At 48.0% G+C, this 16,498-nt stretch carries 15 protein-coding genes; 3 read left to right on the forward strand and 12 right to left on the reverse strand.

The genetic code is table 11. The features are described 5' to 3' along the window. Genes ABGV42_RS10985 through ABGV42_RS11005 form a run of 5 tightly spaced genes read right to left on the reverse strand, consistent with a single transcriptional unit; the run spans position 1 to position 4,721 of the window. Positions 1-774, reverse strand: a complete 774-nt coding sequence (locus ABGV42_RS10985; RefSeq protein WP_347381687.1) for an ABC transporter permease — start codon at positions 772-774, stop codon at positions 1-3. Positions 775-791: 17 nt separating this feature from the next. Further along, positions 792-1,568, reverse strand: coding sequence for an ABC transporter ATP-binding protein (locus tag ABGV42_RS10990; protein ID WP_347381688.1), 777 nt, complete (start codon positions 1,566-1,568; stop codon positions 792-794). Between the two features lie 25 nt (positions 1,569-1,593). Continuing rightward, positions 1,594-2,622: an ABC transporter substrate-binding protein gene (locus ABGV42_RS10995; protein WP_347381689.1), complete on the reverse strand. Its 1,029-nt coding sequence runs from the start codon at positions 2,620-2,622 to the stop codon at positions 1,594-1,596. A 39-nt stretch (positions 2,623-2,661) separates the two neighbouring features. Beyond that, the gene (locus tag ABGV42_RS11000) at positions 2,662-4,110 is read right to left on the reverse strand and encodes an aryl-sulfate sulfotransferase (RefSeq protein WP_347381690.1); all 1,449 of its coding nucleotides are present in this window, start codon (positions 4,108-4,110) and stop codon (positions 2,662-2,664) included. Positions 4,111-4,163: 53 nt separating this feature from the next. Beyond that, complete coding sequence (locus ABGV42_RS11005) at positions 4,164-4,721, reverse strand: MarR family winged helix-turn-helix transcriptional regulator (protein ID WP_347381691.1); 558 nt, start codon at positions 4,719-4,721, stop codon at positions 4,164-4,166. 356 nt (positions 4,722-5,077) lie between these two features. Between ABGV42_RS11005 and ABGV42_RS11010 the strand changes: the two genes are divergently transcribed. After that, entirely contained in the window at positions 5,078-5,485 is a 408-nt protein-coding gene (locus ABGV42_RS11010) for an SHOCT domain-containing protein (protein WP_347381692.1), read from the forward strand. A 112-nt stretch (positions 5,486-5,597) separates the two neighbouring features. Here ABGV42_RS11010 and ABGV42_RS11015 read toward each other — a convergent pair whose 3' ends face one another. The 6 genes from ABGV42_RS11015 to hemE all read right to left on the reverse strand — a co-directional run bounded on the left by ABGV42_RS11015 (position 5,598) and on the right by hemE (position 12,106). Further along, complete coding sequence (locus ABGV42_RS11015; protein WP_347381693.1) at positions 5,598-6,230, reverse strand: fumarylacetoacetate hydrolase family protein; 633 nt, start codon at positions 6,228-6,230, stop codon at positions 5,598-5,600. A gap of 51 nt (positions 6,231-6,281) precedes the next feature. Continuing rightward, positions 6,282-7,025 carry a glycerophosphodiester phosphodiesterase gene (locus tag ABGV42_RS11020; protein ID WP_347381694.1) on the reverse strand — a complete coding sequence of 248 codons (744 nt, stop codon included), beginning with the start codon at positions 7,023-7,025 and terminating at the stop codon, positions 6,282-6,284. Positions 7,026-7,062: 37 nt separating this feature from the next. Continuing rightward, the gene (locus ABGV42_RS11025; RefSeq protein ID WP_347381695.1) at positions 7,063-8,487 is read right to left on the reverse strand and encodes a CapA family protein; all 1,425 of its coding nucleotides are present in this window, start codon (positions 8,485-8,487) and stop codon (positions 7,063-7,065) included. A gap of 187 nt (positions 8,488-8,674) precedes the next feature. Then, positions 8,675-10,099, reverse strand: coding sequence for a protoporphyrinogen oxidase (gene hemY, locus ABGV42_RS11030; RefSeq protein ID WP_347381696.1), 1,425 nt, complete (start codon positions 10,097-10,099; stop codon positions 8,675-8,677). After that, complete coding sequence (gene hemH / locus ABGV42_RS11035) at positions 10,099-11,049, reverse strand: ferrochelatase (protein ID WP_347381697.1); 951 nt, start codon at positions 11,047-11,049, stop codon at positions 10,099-10,101. The genes hemY and hemH overlap by 1 nt, the downstream gene beginning before the upstream one ends. After that, the gene (gene hemE / locus ABGV42_RS11040) at positions 11,042-12,106 is read right to left on the reverse strand and encodes a uroporphyrinogen decarboxylase (protein WP_347381698.1); all 1,065 of its coding nucleotides are present in this window, start codon (positions 12,104-12,106) and stop codon (positions 11,042-11,044) included. Before hemE ends, hemH begins: the two co-directional genes overlap by 8 nt. Positions 12,107-12,300: 194 nt before the next feature. On the opposite strand from hemE, the gene ABGV42_RS11045 reads away from it, so the two are divergent. Further along, a complete protein-coding gene (locus tag ABGV42_RS11045; protein ID WP_431523611.1) occupies positions 12,301-13,512 on the forward strand; it encodes an MFS transporter in 1,212 nt (403 codons plus the stop codon). Between the two features lie 88 nt (positions 13,513-13,600). Here ABGV42_RS11045 and ABGV42_RS11050 read toward each other — a convergent pair whose 3' ends face one another. After that, positions 13,601-14,806: a cytochrome P450 gene (locus tag ABGV42_RS11050; RefSeq protein WP_347381699.1), complete on the reverse strand. Its 1,206-nt coding sequence runs from the start codon at positions 14,804-14,806 to the stop codon at positions 13,601-13,603. A gap of 422 nt (positions 14,807-15,228) precedes the next feature. On the opposite strand from ABGV42_RS11050, the gene ABGV42_RS11055 reads away from it, so the two are divergent. After that, positions 15,229-16,443, forward strand: a complete 1,215-nt coding sequence (locus ABGV42_RS11055; RefSeq protein ID WP_347381700.1) for an asparaginase — start codon at positions 15,229-15,231, stop codon at positions 16,441-16,443. The last annotated feature ends 55 nt before the right edge of the window (positions 16,444-16,498 follow it).

A 16,498-nucleotide genomic window follows, 5' to 3' on the forward strand; every position in this document is an offset into this window, starting at 1 on the left:
TCAGCCTCGCTTGACCCCGCCGATGACGCCATACCGATACAACACACGGCGACCAAACCAGTTGAACAAACGATCCGTGAGAAAACCCATAAATCCCAAGGAGATTAGGCCAACAAAAATCCAGTCCGTCCGGAAAAACAGCCGCGAATTCCAGATCAGATAACCCACACCTTCATTAGAGGCAATCATCTCTGCTCCGATAATGGCCATGTAGGAAGTCCCCATCGCCAAACGAATACCTGTGAAAATGTATGGGGTCGTCGCAGGGACAACAACATGCAGCAAAATCTGCCACTCATTCGCTCCCATACTGCGGGCTGAACGAATCTTATCCTCTTCAATGGACAAGACTCCCGTCAGTGTATTCAGCACAACAATGAAGAATGTCGCATACATGATCAGTGCAATCTTGGACTGTTCCCCAATGCCGAACCAGACCAGGAATAATGTAATGAAAGCAATGGGCGGTATAAATCGAATAAAATTAAGGAAGGGTTCGGCAAACAGCCGAATGATGTGAACCTTACCAATAAGAAGTCCTACCGGAATGGCAATGACACTTCCCAGTACCCATCCGGCCAGTACACGTGTGAAGCTGATCCCGATATACTGCATGAGCGTGCCATCCGCTATTAATTCGCGAGCACCCTGCACAGTATCCCATGGACCAGGAATTACGTCCGGCCCATAGAGCAATGCACCAAGCTGCCATATCAGAATGACTGTAACCCATAACAGCGGTACAGACACCCATTTTTTCTCCAACCATTTCATGGTCCAGATCACCTCAGTTATTCTTCAAAATGGCTTTGAATCTGATCGTACAGGGAGTTAAATTCAGCCGATGCAATATTTCTCGGATAAGACTGAACGTTATGGTAAATATCCGTTATATTCGACGAAGGACCCACCGACATGATCCCGATCCGTTCACCCAGCAACAAAGCCTCCTGGATGTCATGGGTGACAAAAATAACGGTCTTATGCGTTTCCCTCCAGATATTCACCAGTTCCTTCTGCATGACTCTTCGAGTCATGGCGTCCAGTGCACCGAAAGGTTCATCCATGAGCAGAATCGCCGAGTCATTGGCCAGCACTCGCGCCAGCTGGACCCGCTGCTTCATGCCTCCCGACAGCTCCTTCGGATATTTCTCTTCATGTCCTCCCAATCCCACGAGCTGAATGTATCGGTCCGAAATCGTACGGCGTTCAGATTTGGACACCTTGGACATCCGAAGCCCAAATTCAACATTTTCCCTTACGGTAAGCCACGGAAAGAGAGAAGAGTCCGCCTGTTGGAACACCATAGCACGATCTCTACCAGGTCTGTCGATCTCCTTGTTATTCACTTTAAGCTGCCCGCCCGACTTGGAGATAAAGCCCGCGATCATGTTAAGTAACGTTGACTTTCCGCATCCGCTGGGACCAAGCAGAACGAAGAATTCGCCGCCTTTGATCACCAGATCAACATCCTTGATAATGTAATGCACTTCTCCATTTGTGGGAGCGTTGTAGGTTTTTCGAAGCTGTTCAATATGAATCGTGTGACGATCTGCGGGTAAGGACATAAGGACACCTCCAGTACGTTTTAGGTTATTCGGTATATGTTACTTTATCGGGCAATGCCTGCTTCAGAAGTTCGAGGTTTAACTTGCCTTTGAGATCAAAATCCTGCTCAATGATTCCGTTATCCACCATGTATTGCTTCTGTCCCGCCAAACTTTCATAAGCCTCCTGGGTAAATCCAACCACCCAGGGATTGATGGGAAGATCCTTCAATGTAGCTTTCTTCGGTTGTTTTGTCTCCTTATACATCAGATCCGCTACCTCATCGGGATGAGCTTGGGCATAAGTCGAAGCTTCGTCGAGAGCTACAAGAAAACCCTTTATCGTTTCCGGATTAGCCTCAATGAACTCATTGCTTGCGACCAGTCCCATGCCAAGCCTTACTGGAGTCTGGGACATATCTGTCAGCTGGTGTACGCCTTTGAGCGTATCGAACTTATCGGTTAATGCTGAGCCTATGACCCAGGTGGCATCCAATTCTCCCTGCTTCAAGGCAATGTAGGATTCGTCAAAGGCCCCTTGCCCAATCTGCTTCACATCACCAAGCGCCAGCCCCTCATCCTTCAAATACTCATCCCACAGATACGGGATAAACGTACCGCGAATAAAGCTTACGCTCTTGCCCTTTAAGTCGGCACCCGTCTGGATCTCGTCCTTGGCATACAGCTTCCATGCAGCTGCTGCTTCATCCGTCGTCTGACCAGCAGATGCGATGATGGAATAATCCCCTTTGGCCAGAGCATTCAACACTGGGAAGTCAGCACCATAGGCGATGTCCACCTGCTTGATAAACAGCGCATTTACGCCTTCTGCCGGAGAACCAAACGTAATACTTTCTGCATCAATGCCCTGGCTTTCAAAAAAACCTTTGGCAATGGCTACCCTAAACGTCGGATTGGTGCTTGTATCCGCTATGCGGATCTTTACCTTGGCGGCACCACTTGCGGAGCCGCCTTTCGCTTCGGATACTGTTCCGTTTGAAGAACATCCGGAGATTATAAAAGTTATGGAGAGGAGCAATATCAATGCTCCCTTTAAAATGGCTATTTTTTTCACAACATGCACCCCGTTCGATCAATTTATCGCTCGCAACCGTTAACTGCCCTGTTTCCCCTCATCCGTTGTCGCTACGCAAGCTGCACCTTCAACAAACGGGAGTGTTGTCTCCACACTGACTACCGAGTCAGATCCTTTGGGTGCTGCTCCAGGCACTCTGTAGGTAGATACATCAATGGCTTCAATTGCCACCTCTTCCGGCTTCTCCAATTGAGGAACCCATTGATATGGAACACGATACGAACGGTATACCATATTGGTATTACGTCCATCTTTGTATGGAGAAATATACTCCCACACCAACTCGTGTTCTGCTGTAACCTCAAACAATCTGCCATTGGACCCTTCGGTGATCAGAGTGTTACCGTTAGGCAAGCGCTGGGCTGAGCTAATATATGGACTGTAAAATTTATACGAATCAGTTGGTACCGAAAATCCTGCTTCAGCAGAGGTATATTGCCATACAATCTCCAGCGTCAACGGGTCAATCTCAAGCACCCGCGAGTGATCACGAACAGCATGTTTCAAGCCGTATGGAGAAGCCGGATTCGGAAGACCATAACCTGCCCATCCTCCATTATCAAACACCAGCAGATTGCCCTCGCCCGGCAGACCTTGAGGAATGATATGTGCATGATGCTGTCCGATAATGGTGCCGATATGCTTCGCTTCGGGAGAGGCATAATCCGGGCCCAGTTTCCATACAATCTTGCCGCTCTGTCTGTCCGTTATAGCAATAATGTTGGCTTCCCTGGCATCCCATATGATGTTATCCGGGTTAAATCGCTCGTCTCCCGCTTCATAGAACCGGTTGGGGCCAACATAGGAAGCCGAGTTAATATGCAGCCAATCCCCTACACCCCCACCAAGGTGACCAAATGAACGCGTGTTCGGATCACGGTACAACACATTGCGTGCCGCCTCGTCAAAGCCCAGTTCTTCAAAGTGCTCGTTCGGAAGCCATTCCCACAACACATTCCCTTCCCAATCCACTTCAATAATGGCATCATCGAGCAAAGGTTTATCCGAAATTTGCGGATTGCTTATGTTTTTGTGAGCCAGGATCAATGTCTTGCCACCCTGCGTTTTCGGAGCAAGGCCAGGTGCATAATAACCTACGGGATTGCCCTCACGCTGATAATCATGGTGCTGACGGGCGTACCACAATGGTTCGTACCCCGGATCTTCAATATGTTCATAGCTATTGTATTTCCACACGATGTTACCATCCCAATCCACCTGAACCAGATCCACATTATCCTGAATCCCGAACTTCGGGTCTCTTCTGCCCGTGCTTCCCAGCACATAACCGCCTGGGAAAATCTTGGCCGGAAATCCGAGCAGACCTTTCCACAGGTGAACTTCCTTACCGCTCATATCAATTAATACAACGCCTTCTTCACCTGCCTGATACACGGTGTAACCACCCCAAGCTTTTTCCGGATTATACAGCGTTGCTCCCGTTGGATAAATTGTTGAGTGTCCCATCTTTCTCATCTCTCCCCTGGATTGTGTTTTTTCCATTCACTTCAGTTCAAGTATTAATAACTGAGATAGTTGTTCTTTCCGGAATTCCCCTTCTGCTTCTGTTCAAGGCCATTGTCCGCGGACGGATCTCTCTCGTCTCTCGTGTTGCTCTCCGCGAGTTCCAGCAGCGTATTCGAGAATCCTTCCAGATTCGCAATCACCCGCTCATAAAACTCGCTTTGCTGTTCTAACTCCGAGGCGGTAAATCCCTCAAACAGAAGCGTGATACATCGGGCACCGATATTGCTATTGCGGGCATACATCTCCCGACCTTTGGCGGTAATGTCGAGCAGTACTGTACGACGATCGTCTTCCTTGCGTCTGCGGATCGTAAATCCCTTTATCTCAAGCTTGTCAGTCAGAGCAGTAATGGCACCGGAAGTGAAGTCCAATTGTTCGGCTAAATCTCCTAGCCGCTGCTCCCCTTCACGAATGATTTTGTGCAGGATAAGCATACCCGGCAGGCTAATGCCTTCCACCGTTATGCGATCCCGCTCCTTAACGAATCGTCTGACCATTTTGCGAAACAGCCAATCCGTTTTCTCCAACGCATCCCAATCTCTCTCATTCATTTCATTTCCTCCTATCCAACCGAAACATTAGCCAGTACGCAAAAAGGCTCCCGAAGACATTCCATATGGAGTAGTCCCGGGAGCCTTTGGTGGTCCAATCAGCTCGCATCCGTATTCAAATTTATTTCACTGTTCATTTAATGAGTGTTAAAATAATTGAGATCATCATATAACCAACTAACCCAACCTGTCAAGTGTGATTTATATTTTATTTATTCTCTTTTACCTGTTAGGATTTATTTATTGCAATTTAAGTTTCACTTCAGCTTCGTCGGTTAAACTTATCTCAGATCAAAACATCAAGATTAAGCTACGATACCCTTCGTACTTTAAATACAGAAACGAGGATAACAAGAATGAATATAAAACGTGTAATGTTTGTGGGAACGATGATGGTAACCATGTCCTTTGCAGGAACCGCTTGGAGCAAATCAGCCATTTCGCCGATCCCCTTAACAGAGTGGTCTATCGTAAATATAAACGCCAAAGATGATAGTAAGGATAAGCTATTGAGTGCACTAAATCACTCCTCCGAGGAAGATCTGTATCAGGATCTGTATGCAGGCAAATCGCTTGAATCCATTGCTGAAGAGAATGATGGAGATTTCAGTCAGGTCGTGGCTTTGCAGGTCAATCAACTCAGTCAACAGCTGGATGATCGCCTGGCAAGCGGAAGTATCACCGAAGAACAATATGAGGCACAACAAGCGGAACTGGAAGAAATCGTATTGGAGAGTGCCCGCACCTCTTATGAATGGGCATAATTTCATACAGATGTGTGTTCATCTATTTTCTGTTATTCTATGACCACGTCAAAGAGGAGCGGTTTCCCGCCCCTAAATACATGAATGTGTAATTGATACGGAACTTACAGGATTATTCCGCTGCTGCAATGGTACATTTCCCAACGGATTGACCATCCCAGGAAAGTTCAAGCACATCTCCCTCTACGGTTGGTCCCACGCCCTCCGGTGTCCCGGTGAAGATGACATCGCCTGCGCCAAGACCATAGTGATGTCCTACATAATCAATAATGTGTTGAAGGTCAAAAATCATGTTACGAATGTTGCCTCGCTGCACTTCAACACCATTTTTGGTCAGCGTAAAGTCTTTTTCAAGCAAAGCTTCCGTACCGGAAAAGGCCTGAAAACCACTTACAGGTGCGGAATTTTTAAATCCTTTGGCCGCAGTCCAGGGGTGCCCTTTTTTCTTGATTACCGACTGCACATCACGTAACGTAAAATCGATGCCAAATGTATACGATTCGATCAAATCCTCCACAGCAACCCCTGGTTCATAACTCCGGCCGACTTGAATGACCAGTTCAGCTTCATAGTGAACTTCCCCTCGGGAAGCAGGCAGTTCAATCGCCTCTCCGTTTAGGGGTACAACCGCATGCGAAGGCTTCATGAAGATCATTGGTTCATCCGGAACCGCGTTACCCAACTCCTCCGCATGAAGTTTATAATTACGTCCTACACAGTATACGTTACGAATCGTTGAGAGCATCGGAATACGACCACCTTTATTGGATTAATTAGCGAAATGAAACCCTAACATTTATGCCCGGTTGCTCGATTTTTGCAATGCCTGATTCCAAGCGTCCGGACGATTCGTGCATAGCATGAGCTCGGGATCAATTGCAGCGAGGCGCTTCATAATGACCTTGTCATCTATGGTCCAGGCCATCACCTGAATGCCATCGTTCTTCATTTCCCGCATGAGAGATTTGTCCACATTGGTGTAACCGATCGACAGAAACCCGCACTCCAATTGACGGAGTCTGGCTAACAGATCTCCTGGGCGAGCATCAATGATGAGACCTGTAGTGATTTCAGGTGCAAGTTTTTTGGATTCAGCGAGCGCAGCAGGTTCGAATGAAGTGAAGACAACTTCATCTTGCATATTCCTTTTTCGCACTTCCTCAATAACGGCTGCGGGCAAGCCCGGATACATGTTTCCTTGTGTTTTCAGCTCAATGTTCAAACGCACCTTACCCTTGCAGCTGTCCAACACTTCGCTCAGAGCCGGTACGCGCTCCCCGGCATATTCCTTGGACTTCCAGCTCCCTGCATCCAACTTCTGGATATCAGACCAGTTCGTTTCACGTACAAGTCCTTCTCCATTCGTCGTCCGGTTGAATGAGAAGTCATGGATGACTACAGGCACGCCGTCACGGGACAATTGCACATCCAGTTCGATCCACGTAACATATGGCTGCTCCATGGCCAGCTGAAAAGCTGCCATTGTATTCTCAGGTGCTGTGGAAGAAAATCCACGGTGTGCTACACATGGGTTACTCATGTATTTCCACTCCTTAACGTAATCATTCTTGTATCAATCAGCTTGTTGAGGCTACTCCATTCGCGTCAAAACGAATGCCAGGTGAGAGCCTGGTCATCTGCTCCAATAACAGCCTATTGGCTTCACCTATCATTGGAATGGCCTGACCGAGTCCCGCCTCATATGGGATGACTTTCATGCTGCACTTCGCTTCCGCGCTGCATTCCGCCTGAAAAATAGCTGTTTTCCAGGTTTCTTCCGTCGTTGATTTAGAAAAAATAAAATTGCCCGTGCTGTATGCGATCCACTTGCCCTTGTAATACTCTACTCCTTGCAGCACGTGTGGATGTCCACCAATAACGAGATCAGCCCCTGCATCCACAAACTCATGCGCCAGTCTGGTCTGATCATCATTGGGTGTACTGACACGTTCTTCTCCCCAATGCGATACCACGATAACGAGATCCGCCTTCTGACGAGCTTCTTGAATCGCGCTTACCGCTCCAGTGGAATTGTAAGCTTCAGCAACACCAGCCCGATTCCCTTCTGCCTTCCAGGTCGCTTCCGGCACTACCCGGCTAAAGCCAAGCAGTGCAATTTTGATGCCCTTCCGTTCCAGATACGCAGGCGCATAAGCCTCATCCCTGTTCATCCCCGCCCCAGTATGGGCAATACCATATTCCTGAAGATAGGTTAGCGTGTCCACAAGCCCTTCAACACCCTGATCCAAAATATGATTGTTGGCCAGATTTACAGCGTCAAATCCGGCAGCGGCCATCGCTGCCAATGCTTTTGGTGAAGATTTGTAAACATAGGATTTGTTCTCAGCCGCCGATCCGCCCAGGGTGACGGGTGTCTCCAGGTTGCCTACGGTCAGATCATCATTCTTGAACAGACTGCCAAGCTTCGCATAAGGATAATCGTAGCCGTTTTTATCCAGCAATTCGGCTACTTTGCCAGAGAACTGAATATCACCAACAAAATTAATGGTCACGTTCTTCCCTGAACCTGTAGGCTGTGGAACCGGCGTCTTGGGTCCCGAACTTTCATTACCCTCCGGATTCGAGGGTTTGGCTGTTTCCGTTCCTTTTGCTCCTTGTTCAGATCCCTTTGCAGACTCCTTACTGCCTGTTCCTGGTGTTTCAACGCCGGATGAAACGCTCTCATCTTCAGCTGTCCCAGACTCCGGACTGTTTACTTCCGAAGAATCTTGTTCTACGTCCGGATCTGCATCTGACTCTGCTTCAGGGGAATCCAACTGATCCCCACCTTTGGCATCCTCATGATTCTCAGGTTGTTGCTCTTTCACTACAGCTTCATTTGTTCCCTGCTCCGCTTGCTGTTTCTGCACCCCTGCTGCGTAATATATGCCTACCCCTCCGATTGCAGCAATCAGAAACAGATTAATCATCCAGATGATTCGTCTGCGTGCACGTTTTTCTTTTTTCTTTTGATTACTTCGATTCGATCTTGGGGGATACATAGGCAGCTCCTCTTCTTCTACAGCAATCCTTTATCATTATATCAGGCATATCCTGGATTTCCATCACTCAATTCACTCGAAAACAAATAACCTGCATGAAGGCAGATGTTTCATCGCATGAGAAAAAAGCTGCCTCTCCCGCAAAATGAATTCATTCTGCGGAAGAGGCAGCCTTACGTTGACTGTATTAGTGCACAGCCAGCTTTTGAACCGCCTGAAGCGACATTTCTTTTGCCTGTTTGATACAGTCCGGCAATCCAACTCCTTCATAACCAGCACCTGCAATATAAACGCCCGGCAGCTTGCTGCCAAGTTCCTCACGAAGTGCTGCAATATGCTGAAGATGGCCTACGGGATACTGCGGCATAGATTTGCGAAGACGGGTAATTTCCGAGAAAATCGGAACAGCCTCCACTCCCATGGTTTCCCGCAGATCCTTGAGCACCAGATCTGTCAGCGCATCATCAGGAAGTTCGACGTTTTGTTCGTCTCCGGAGCGGCCGACGTAACAACGCAGCAGCACTTTGTCATCCGGACTGGTGTGCAGCCATTTGGTTGATGTCCAGGTACAGGCTGTGATATTCCGGCCTTCCTTGCGTGGAACCAGGAAGCCTGAACCATCAAATACATGTTCAATATCCTTTTTCTCAAAGGCAAGTACCACATTAGCTACCGATACGTAATTAATCGCATCCAGCGCAGATGTGTCCACATGAGGTTGCAGCAGTTCGGATGCCACATACGTTGGGACTGTAATAATTACATCATCAGCATCGATACGCTCGCCGTTATTGAGCTGCACACTGTACCTGGTGTGACCACCATTCTGAACATCCAGTGATTGAACAGACGTATTCATGCGTTGATCCACATCCTGCATATCGTGAACCAGAGCGTGAACAAGACTTTGCAGCCCTTGTCGGAAGTTCAAAAACGCGCTTTTTTTCGTTCCTGTATGTGTCTCCGCAGGTTTGCGACCTGTCATCATGCCGCGGATCAGACTACCATAATCCCGTTCCACTTCACCGAATTGCGGGAATGTCGCCTGAAGACTCAGACGGCGCATATCCCCGGCATAAATACCGGCAAGCAGAGGCTCTGTCAGGTTTTCCAGCACCTCCGGACCGAGACGTCGTTCAATCATGTAACCGAGGGATTCATCTTCCGCAGTGCGGCGTGGTGGAATAACGAAATCCATCAACGCCCGCAGCTTGCCTGCAGGAGAAACCAGACCGCTTTTCAGAAACGGCTTCAACTCTGTCGGTATACCCAGAACAAGTCCTGCAGGCATCGGATGAAGTTTACCGCGCTGCATAATATACGTTTTTTTCGATTCCGGATTCTGGCTAACCAGTTCATGATCGATTTCCAATTCTTTGGCCAGATCAATCATTGCGGTTTTGCGGGCCAAGAAAGAATCGGGTCCCTTTTCAATGACAAATCCATCCCGGTGCAGTGTTTCAATCATGCCACCCATAGACGAACTTTTCTCAATCAGCGTAATCTGCGGTTCAATCCCGGCTTCCCGGTAATGCTTCCGAATATAAAATGCCGCGCTGAGGCCGGTCAGACCTCCGCCAACGACAACAACACGACGTTTTCGGTCTTCCATTATACATCCGACCCTTGCTGCCACTGGCTAATAATAACGTCACTTAACGTCTCCATGTAGAGAGGATCACTGTTGAGCGAATCAATCCGCATGAGGCGCATGTCAATCTCTTTGGCAATCGATTTGGCCTCAATGTCCAGATCATAAAGTACTTCAAGATGATCAGAGACGAATCCAATCGGAGCAACCAGCACATCCTCAACCTGTTCGCGGGACAGTTCCTGAAGAGTGTCCAAAATATCCGGACCAAGCCAAGGTTCAGCCGTGCGTCCAGCACTTTGCCACGTAAACTGCCAGTTGCTGATACCTACACGGGATGCGATGACTTCAGAGGTTTCGAGCAATTGCTGCGGATAAGGATCACCCAGACCCACGATTCGCTCAGGCAAGCTGTGTGCACTGAACAGGACTCGTACATCACCGCGCTTCGCTCCAGCTTCTTCGAATTCATCCAGCTTGGCACTGACACGGGAGGAAAGAGCCTGAATCAGCTTCGGATGCAGGTGGTAACTCTCAACAAATGACATTTGAATCCCCAGTTCATCTGCTTTCTCACGAGCACGCTTAATGTAGCTGCCCACACTCATCGTGGAATAGTGCGGAGCAAGCACGACACCAATTGCCGTCTGAATTCCATCCTTGGCCATCTGTTCCACACCATCTTCAATAAATGGATGAGCATGTTTTAGTCCTTGGTAACAGCGGAACTCCACTCCGTTCGTACGTTCATCTTGGCTCAGCGTCTCCTGAAGAGCCTTAACCTGATTATCCGTATTTTCACGCAGTGGAAAAACGCCCCCAACGATGGCCTCATACCGATCCGTCAGTTCCTTCAGTTGTTCCGGCTCAGGCGGTCTGCCTCTCCGAATATGTGTGTAGTACGCTTCAATACTTTCCATATTTTCAGGTGTGCCATAAGACATCACCAGTACACCTACGGTATTAGTCATTGCTAACCGTCACCCCCGTCTTCAAAACTTCTGCAGAATATTCATGGATATATGCCGTAAGTTCTCTCAGTTTTTCAAGAGAAGCTTCCGGGAACAAGCCATGTCCCAGATTGAAAATATAACCTGGCTCCTTGATGCCTTCATCAATAATGACTTTTGCCTGCTGCTTGATCAAGTCCATGGGTGCCGTTAGCACATAAGGATCCAGATTGCCTTGCACGGCAAATTTGCCACCCAGTCTCTTGCGGCCTTCTGTGATGGAAACTCTCCAATCCAGACCGATCACATTGGCTTGCAGATCCGTCAGCGTCGGAAGCAGTTCTCCGGAGGCCACACCAGGGAAATAGATTTTCGGTACATTCAAATCCGATAATTCGGTAAAGATACGGGTAATCGTCGGCAACACATACGTTCTGAAATCATTTGGAGAAAGGGCGCCTACCCAGCTGTCGAACAGCTGAAAAGCCTTGCCTCCATTAGCAATATGTGCACGGACATATGTAATTACCATATCACCTAGTTTTTGCATGAGCTTGTGCCATACTTCAGGCTCGCTGTACATCATGGTTTTGGTCCGAATGTAGCCCTTTGAAGGACGACCTTCGATCAGATAGCTGGCAATTGTAAACGGTGCGCCCGCGAATGTAATGAGGGGAACATCCAATTCCTTGTCCAAAATCCGAATGGTTTCCAGAATATGCGACAGGTCTCCTTCGACGTCAATCGGACGCAGACGATCCACATCTGCCGCTGTACGTATAGGGTTATCGATGACAGGACCAATGTTTTTTACAATATCAAAATCAATGCCCAAAGACGCAACCGGATTCATAATATCGGAATACAAAATAGCCGCATCCACACCGAGTTTACGTACCGGCATGAGTGTAACTTCAGCTGCGAGCTCAGGTTGACGGCAAATTTCGAGCAAAGAATACTTTTCCTTAATTTTGCGATATTCAGGATCATAACGCCCAGCCTGACGCATGTACCACACAGGAACACGGTCCACTTGTTGCTTGAAGCTGGCTCGAATCAAACGATCATTATAGCTCATGTAAGAAGCCTCCAATAGTTTTTGGACTCATAACTCTCATTATGCCCTTTTTGAAGAGCAGTAACAACCACGTGCCGATCTGTTCCGATGACAATACTATGACATTCCTTACATCCCCTCATCCATATGCCAATTATGGTATAATGAAAGAATGGTGTTTTTTTCACGAATTACGGAAAGGAAGTGAAAGCACTTTGAAAACTTGGAAAGTGAACCTCATCGTGCTTTGGTTTGGACAGTTTCTGGTCAATTCGGGCATGACCATGATTACGCCTTTTTTATCCCTATACCTTGCCAAGGATTTAGGCGTCGTCGGCGAGCACGAGATTGGCATATGGGCGGGATTTATATTTGCTGCCAATTTCCTCACTTCATTTTTGTTCCAACCTTTGTGGGGCAAACTGTCCGATAAGTACGGACGTAAAATTATGCTGCTGCGCTCCGGATTCGGGATGGCGATTGTAATCGCACTAATGGGATTTGCGCAAAATCCATGGCAGCTGCTTTTATTGCGTTTGCTCAATGGCACAATCTCCGGTTTCAATCCGGCAGCCGTTTCCCTGATCTCGGGAACAACACCCAAGGATCGCATGGGTTTCGCCATGGGGATCAGCCAGTCTGGACAGGTAGCCGGAACGATTCTCGGTCCACTGATCGGTGGTTTGCTTGCGGATGCCGTAGGCTTCCGGCCCATTTTCTACATTACAGGCGGTCTGATCTTTGCTGCATCACTGCTGGCCATGTTCCTGGTGAGAGAAAAATTCGACCGCAAGGAAGCCGCTAAACTACCGGAACAATCCGTATTGTCCGGGCTGAAGGAATTGAACAAGTCCCCACAGCTGCCAGCATTGTTTGCTGTAACGTTCCTGCTGCAGTTCGCGATGATTAGTCCCATGTCACTCTTGCCGCTGTATGTACAAAAACTGCATGCATCGGATGTAAACGTGGCATTCTGGGCTGGTCTTGTCGGTGCCGTCACCGGACTATCCAACATGGCCATGTCTCCAATTCTGGGCAAGCTCAGTGACCGTATTGGTGCACATAAGGTTCTGACCTTCTCTCTTATAGGAACAGGGCTCCTGTTAATACCACAAGCCTTCGTTCAATCGGTATGGCAGCTCATTTTAGTGCGTTTTGCCATGGGTGTGTTCATGGGCGGTCTGCTGCCCAGTGTTAACGCCCTGATTCGAGCCTACACCCCAGATGGCATGGTTAGCCGTGCCTTCAGCTTCAATACCAGCACGCTCGCTCTCGGGAATATGCTTGGGGCCGTAATCGGAGGTTTTATGGCAGGATTCATCGGCATCGAGGGATTGTTTATCGTCTCTGGCGGCCTGCTATTAATCAATATGGTATGGGTCCGATTCAAACTATACAAAAAGCCTGCTCTCATCAGGGAATCCTGATCGGACCAACCTTCACATGGAACGGATCAAAAAAAGCCGCATTCATTGCCCCACCGGACAACGAATGTGGCTTTTTTGCCATCTTTTTTTAAAGCTGCACAAGGCTTTCGAATTGGATGGGATACTCTTTCACACCAAATACGAAAGCACTTTGAATCGGCTGCAGTGTCGTTCCTGGAACAAGCCGGATACCCTGCATCTGCTGCAGCATGGTATGGAGCACAACCCTCGCCTCCAGTCGAGCAAGCGGGGCCCCCAGACAGAAGTGAATGCCAAAACCAAACCCCATATGCCGGTTCGGTTTGCGATCCTCTACAAATTGTTCTGCATTGCCAAACACATCGCTATCCCGATTGGCCGAACCTACCCATGAAATAACCTGTGCCCCCTCCTGTATGGTCTGCCCGTTCAATTCGACCGTTTCTTTGGCTACGCGTCCAATCGCAACAATCGGCGGGTAATAACGCAGCGTTTCCTCAACAGCTGAAGCCATGTGCTCAGGATGTTCACGCAGCCGCTGCTGCAGCTCGGATTGTTCTGCAAGAATCCGTACCGCATTGGTGATCAGATTGGTCGTCGTTTCATTGCCGGCGGCAAGCAACAAAATGCAGAAACCGACCACTTCCTCTTCGCTCAGCTTTTTCCCTTCGATCTCTGCTGCGAGCAGCAAAGAGATTAGATCATCCTGCGGTTGTTGCCTGCGTTCTTCCATAATAGCTGTGAAATAGATCGCCAGTTCCTGTTGATTTCGCTTTTTCTCTTCCATCAGTTCCTGGAAAGCTTCATCACTGTCATCGCGTGCTCCCTTAACCAAGGCGTCAGACCAGTCCTTAAACTTCTGCCGATCTTCTGCGGGGACTCCAAGGAGTTCTGCAATCACGATGACAGGCAGCGGGGTCGCCAGATCATCGACCAGATTCATTTGACCCTGCAGGAGACGGGGAGTAATCAACTCATCGGCAATTTCCTGGATGCGTGGAGCCAGCGCCTCAATGGCTCTGGGCGTGAACGCCTGATTAACCAGATCCCTCAACTGCTTGTGTTTGGGCGGGTCTGTCGTGAGCATGCTAGTATTCGCACGATCACGCGCTGATGAGAACAGCTTTGGATTTTTCAATACATACTGTACATCTTCGTAACGAAAGATATCCCAGCATTCACGATGCTCATCGTATCGGACTGGAGTATTCGCACGAAGTTCAGCGTACACCTGGAAGGGAGATAACTGTTGCTCTACTGCTTCCAGTTCCCGGATCGGAATGTAATTAGCATACTTTCTGGGTGCTCGGTTCATCGTTTTTCCTCCAATCGATAATATATACTTATTTACATATATGAAACACCGTATATTATAGACTCTACGGTGTGGTCATACAAATATTTGGCAATAATTGAGCCTCATTTCCTAGGGAGTACCCTTTCAATCCCACAAACTTCATTTTCAAGCAGGCTCAAAGACTTATATGTTAATTTTAATAACACGTAATACCTACTAAAATTTATTCCCCGACTCAATTCCACTTTTCAGCAGTTTATATTTATTCATTTAACCTCATAAATAATCTATTTACTCTATATTCCTACCGATTAAACTATAAAACCTCTTATTTTCTTCTATTGTCATATTAGTTAACATGAAATACAATCATCTCAATTCATTTACATATTCTTCTGAACAAACATCACACGTTACTAACTTGAAGGAGAGTGCTAATTATGAGCAAACATTCAAATCTTCGTCCCTGGGCTGTATGGAGTACCGCCGCTTTAACCGCTCTGACCATCTCTTTATCCCCAATCGGAACCTATGCGGCTCAAGCCGCTACGGTAGAAGTGAGCGGAACGACAAGTGCAGTACAGAGCACTTCGTCTAGTACACCTGCCCGGAATACATCCATTCCTGCCGTGCCTCAGGCCTCGAAGCAATCCGCTTTGCCTAATGTGCTTGTGATCGGGACAGGTGGAACGATAGCAGGTCAATCCGAGGATGCGACCAGCTTCCAGAATTACAGAGCGGGCACGCTCCCGATTGAAGATATGGTTGATGCGTTACCCGACAAACAGAAGATTGCAGATGTTAGCACACTTCAATTCGGAAACTCAGGTTCAGGCTCATATACCATGGCAGATCTATACGATTTGTCTCTAACCGTAGATAAGGCACTTGATCAGTATGACAGTGTCGTGGTTACTACAGGTACGGATACCATGGAGGAAATTGCTTATTTCCTTGACATGACGGTTCAGAGCGATAAACCCGTCGTCATTACAGGCTCCATGCGACCATGGACTGTTATCGGTTCAGATGCCCAAGCGAATCTGTACAACGCCATCAAACTTGCGGGAAGCGGACGCACCACTTCGTTTGGAACGGTATTGATGCTGAACGATACGATTCAGCTTGCACGTGGTGTAACCAAAACGAATGACTATCGGACTGATACATTTGAGACCCCAATGCTTGGTGCTGTTGGTTACATCGATGAAGAGAACATTCGAATTTATCGCGCTCCTGCACGTGCACTCAAACCTGAAGGCACGGCCAAGCCGGCATTTGATTTGAGCCAAATTACGAAGGCTGATCTGGCGAAAGTCGAAATTGCAATCTCCTATCAGGAAGCTGGCGGGGAAGCGATTGAAGGTTTCGTACGCGGCGGAGCCAAAGGGATCGTAACTTCAGGTACCGGAGCAGGTGGCATCTCCAGAGCAATGGGACAAGCCCGCACAAAAGCCACCCAAGAGGGAGTCATTTTCGTAACTACTACCCGCACAGGTTCGGGAAGCGTATATGGCGGCGGAGACGGCGTCATTGCCGGGGACAACCTCAGCCCTCAACAAGCACGAATTTTGCTCATGCTTGGCCTGTCGTTCAGTGATGATTTTGAAACGATCAAAAAATGGTTTGAAACTTACGGTACACCTGAAGTTTAATAGCCCTTATACACTTAACTTAATTAAAAAAATTACAAAAAAAGAGATGAACTTC

The sequence above is a fragment of the Paenibacillus pabuli genome (genome assembly GCF_039831995.1).
Lineage (GTDB): Bacteria > Bacillota > Bacilli > Paenibacillales > Paenibacillaceae > Paenibacillus > Paenibacillus pabuli_C.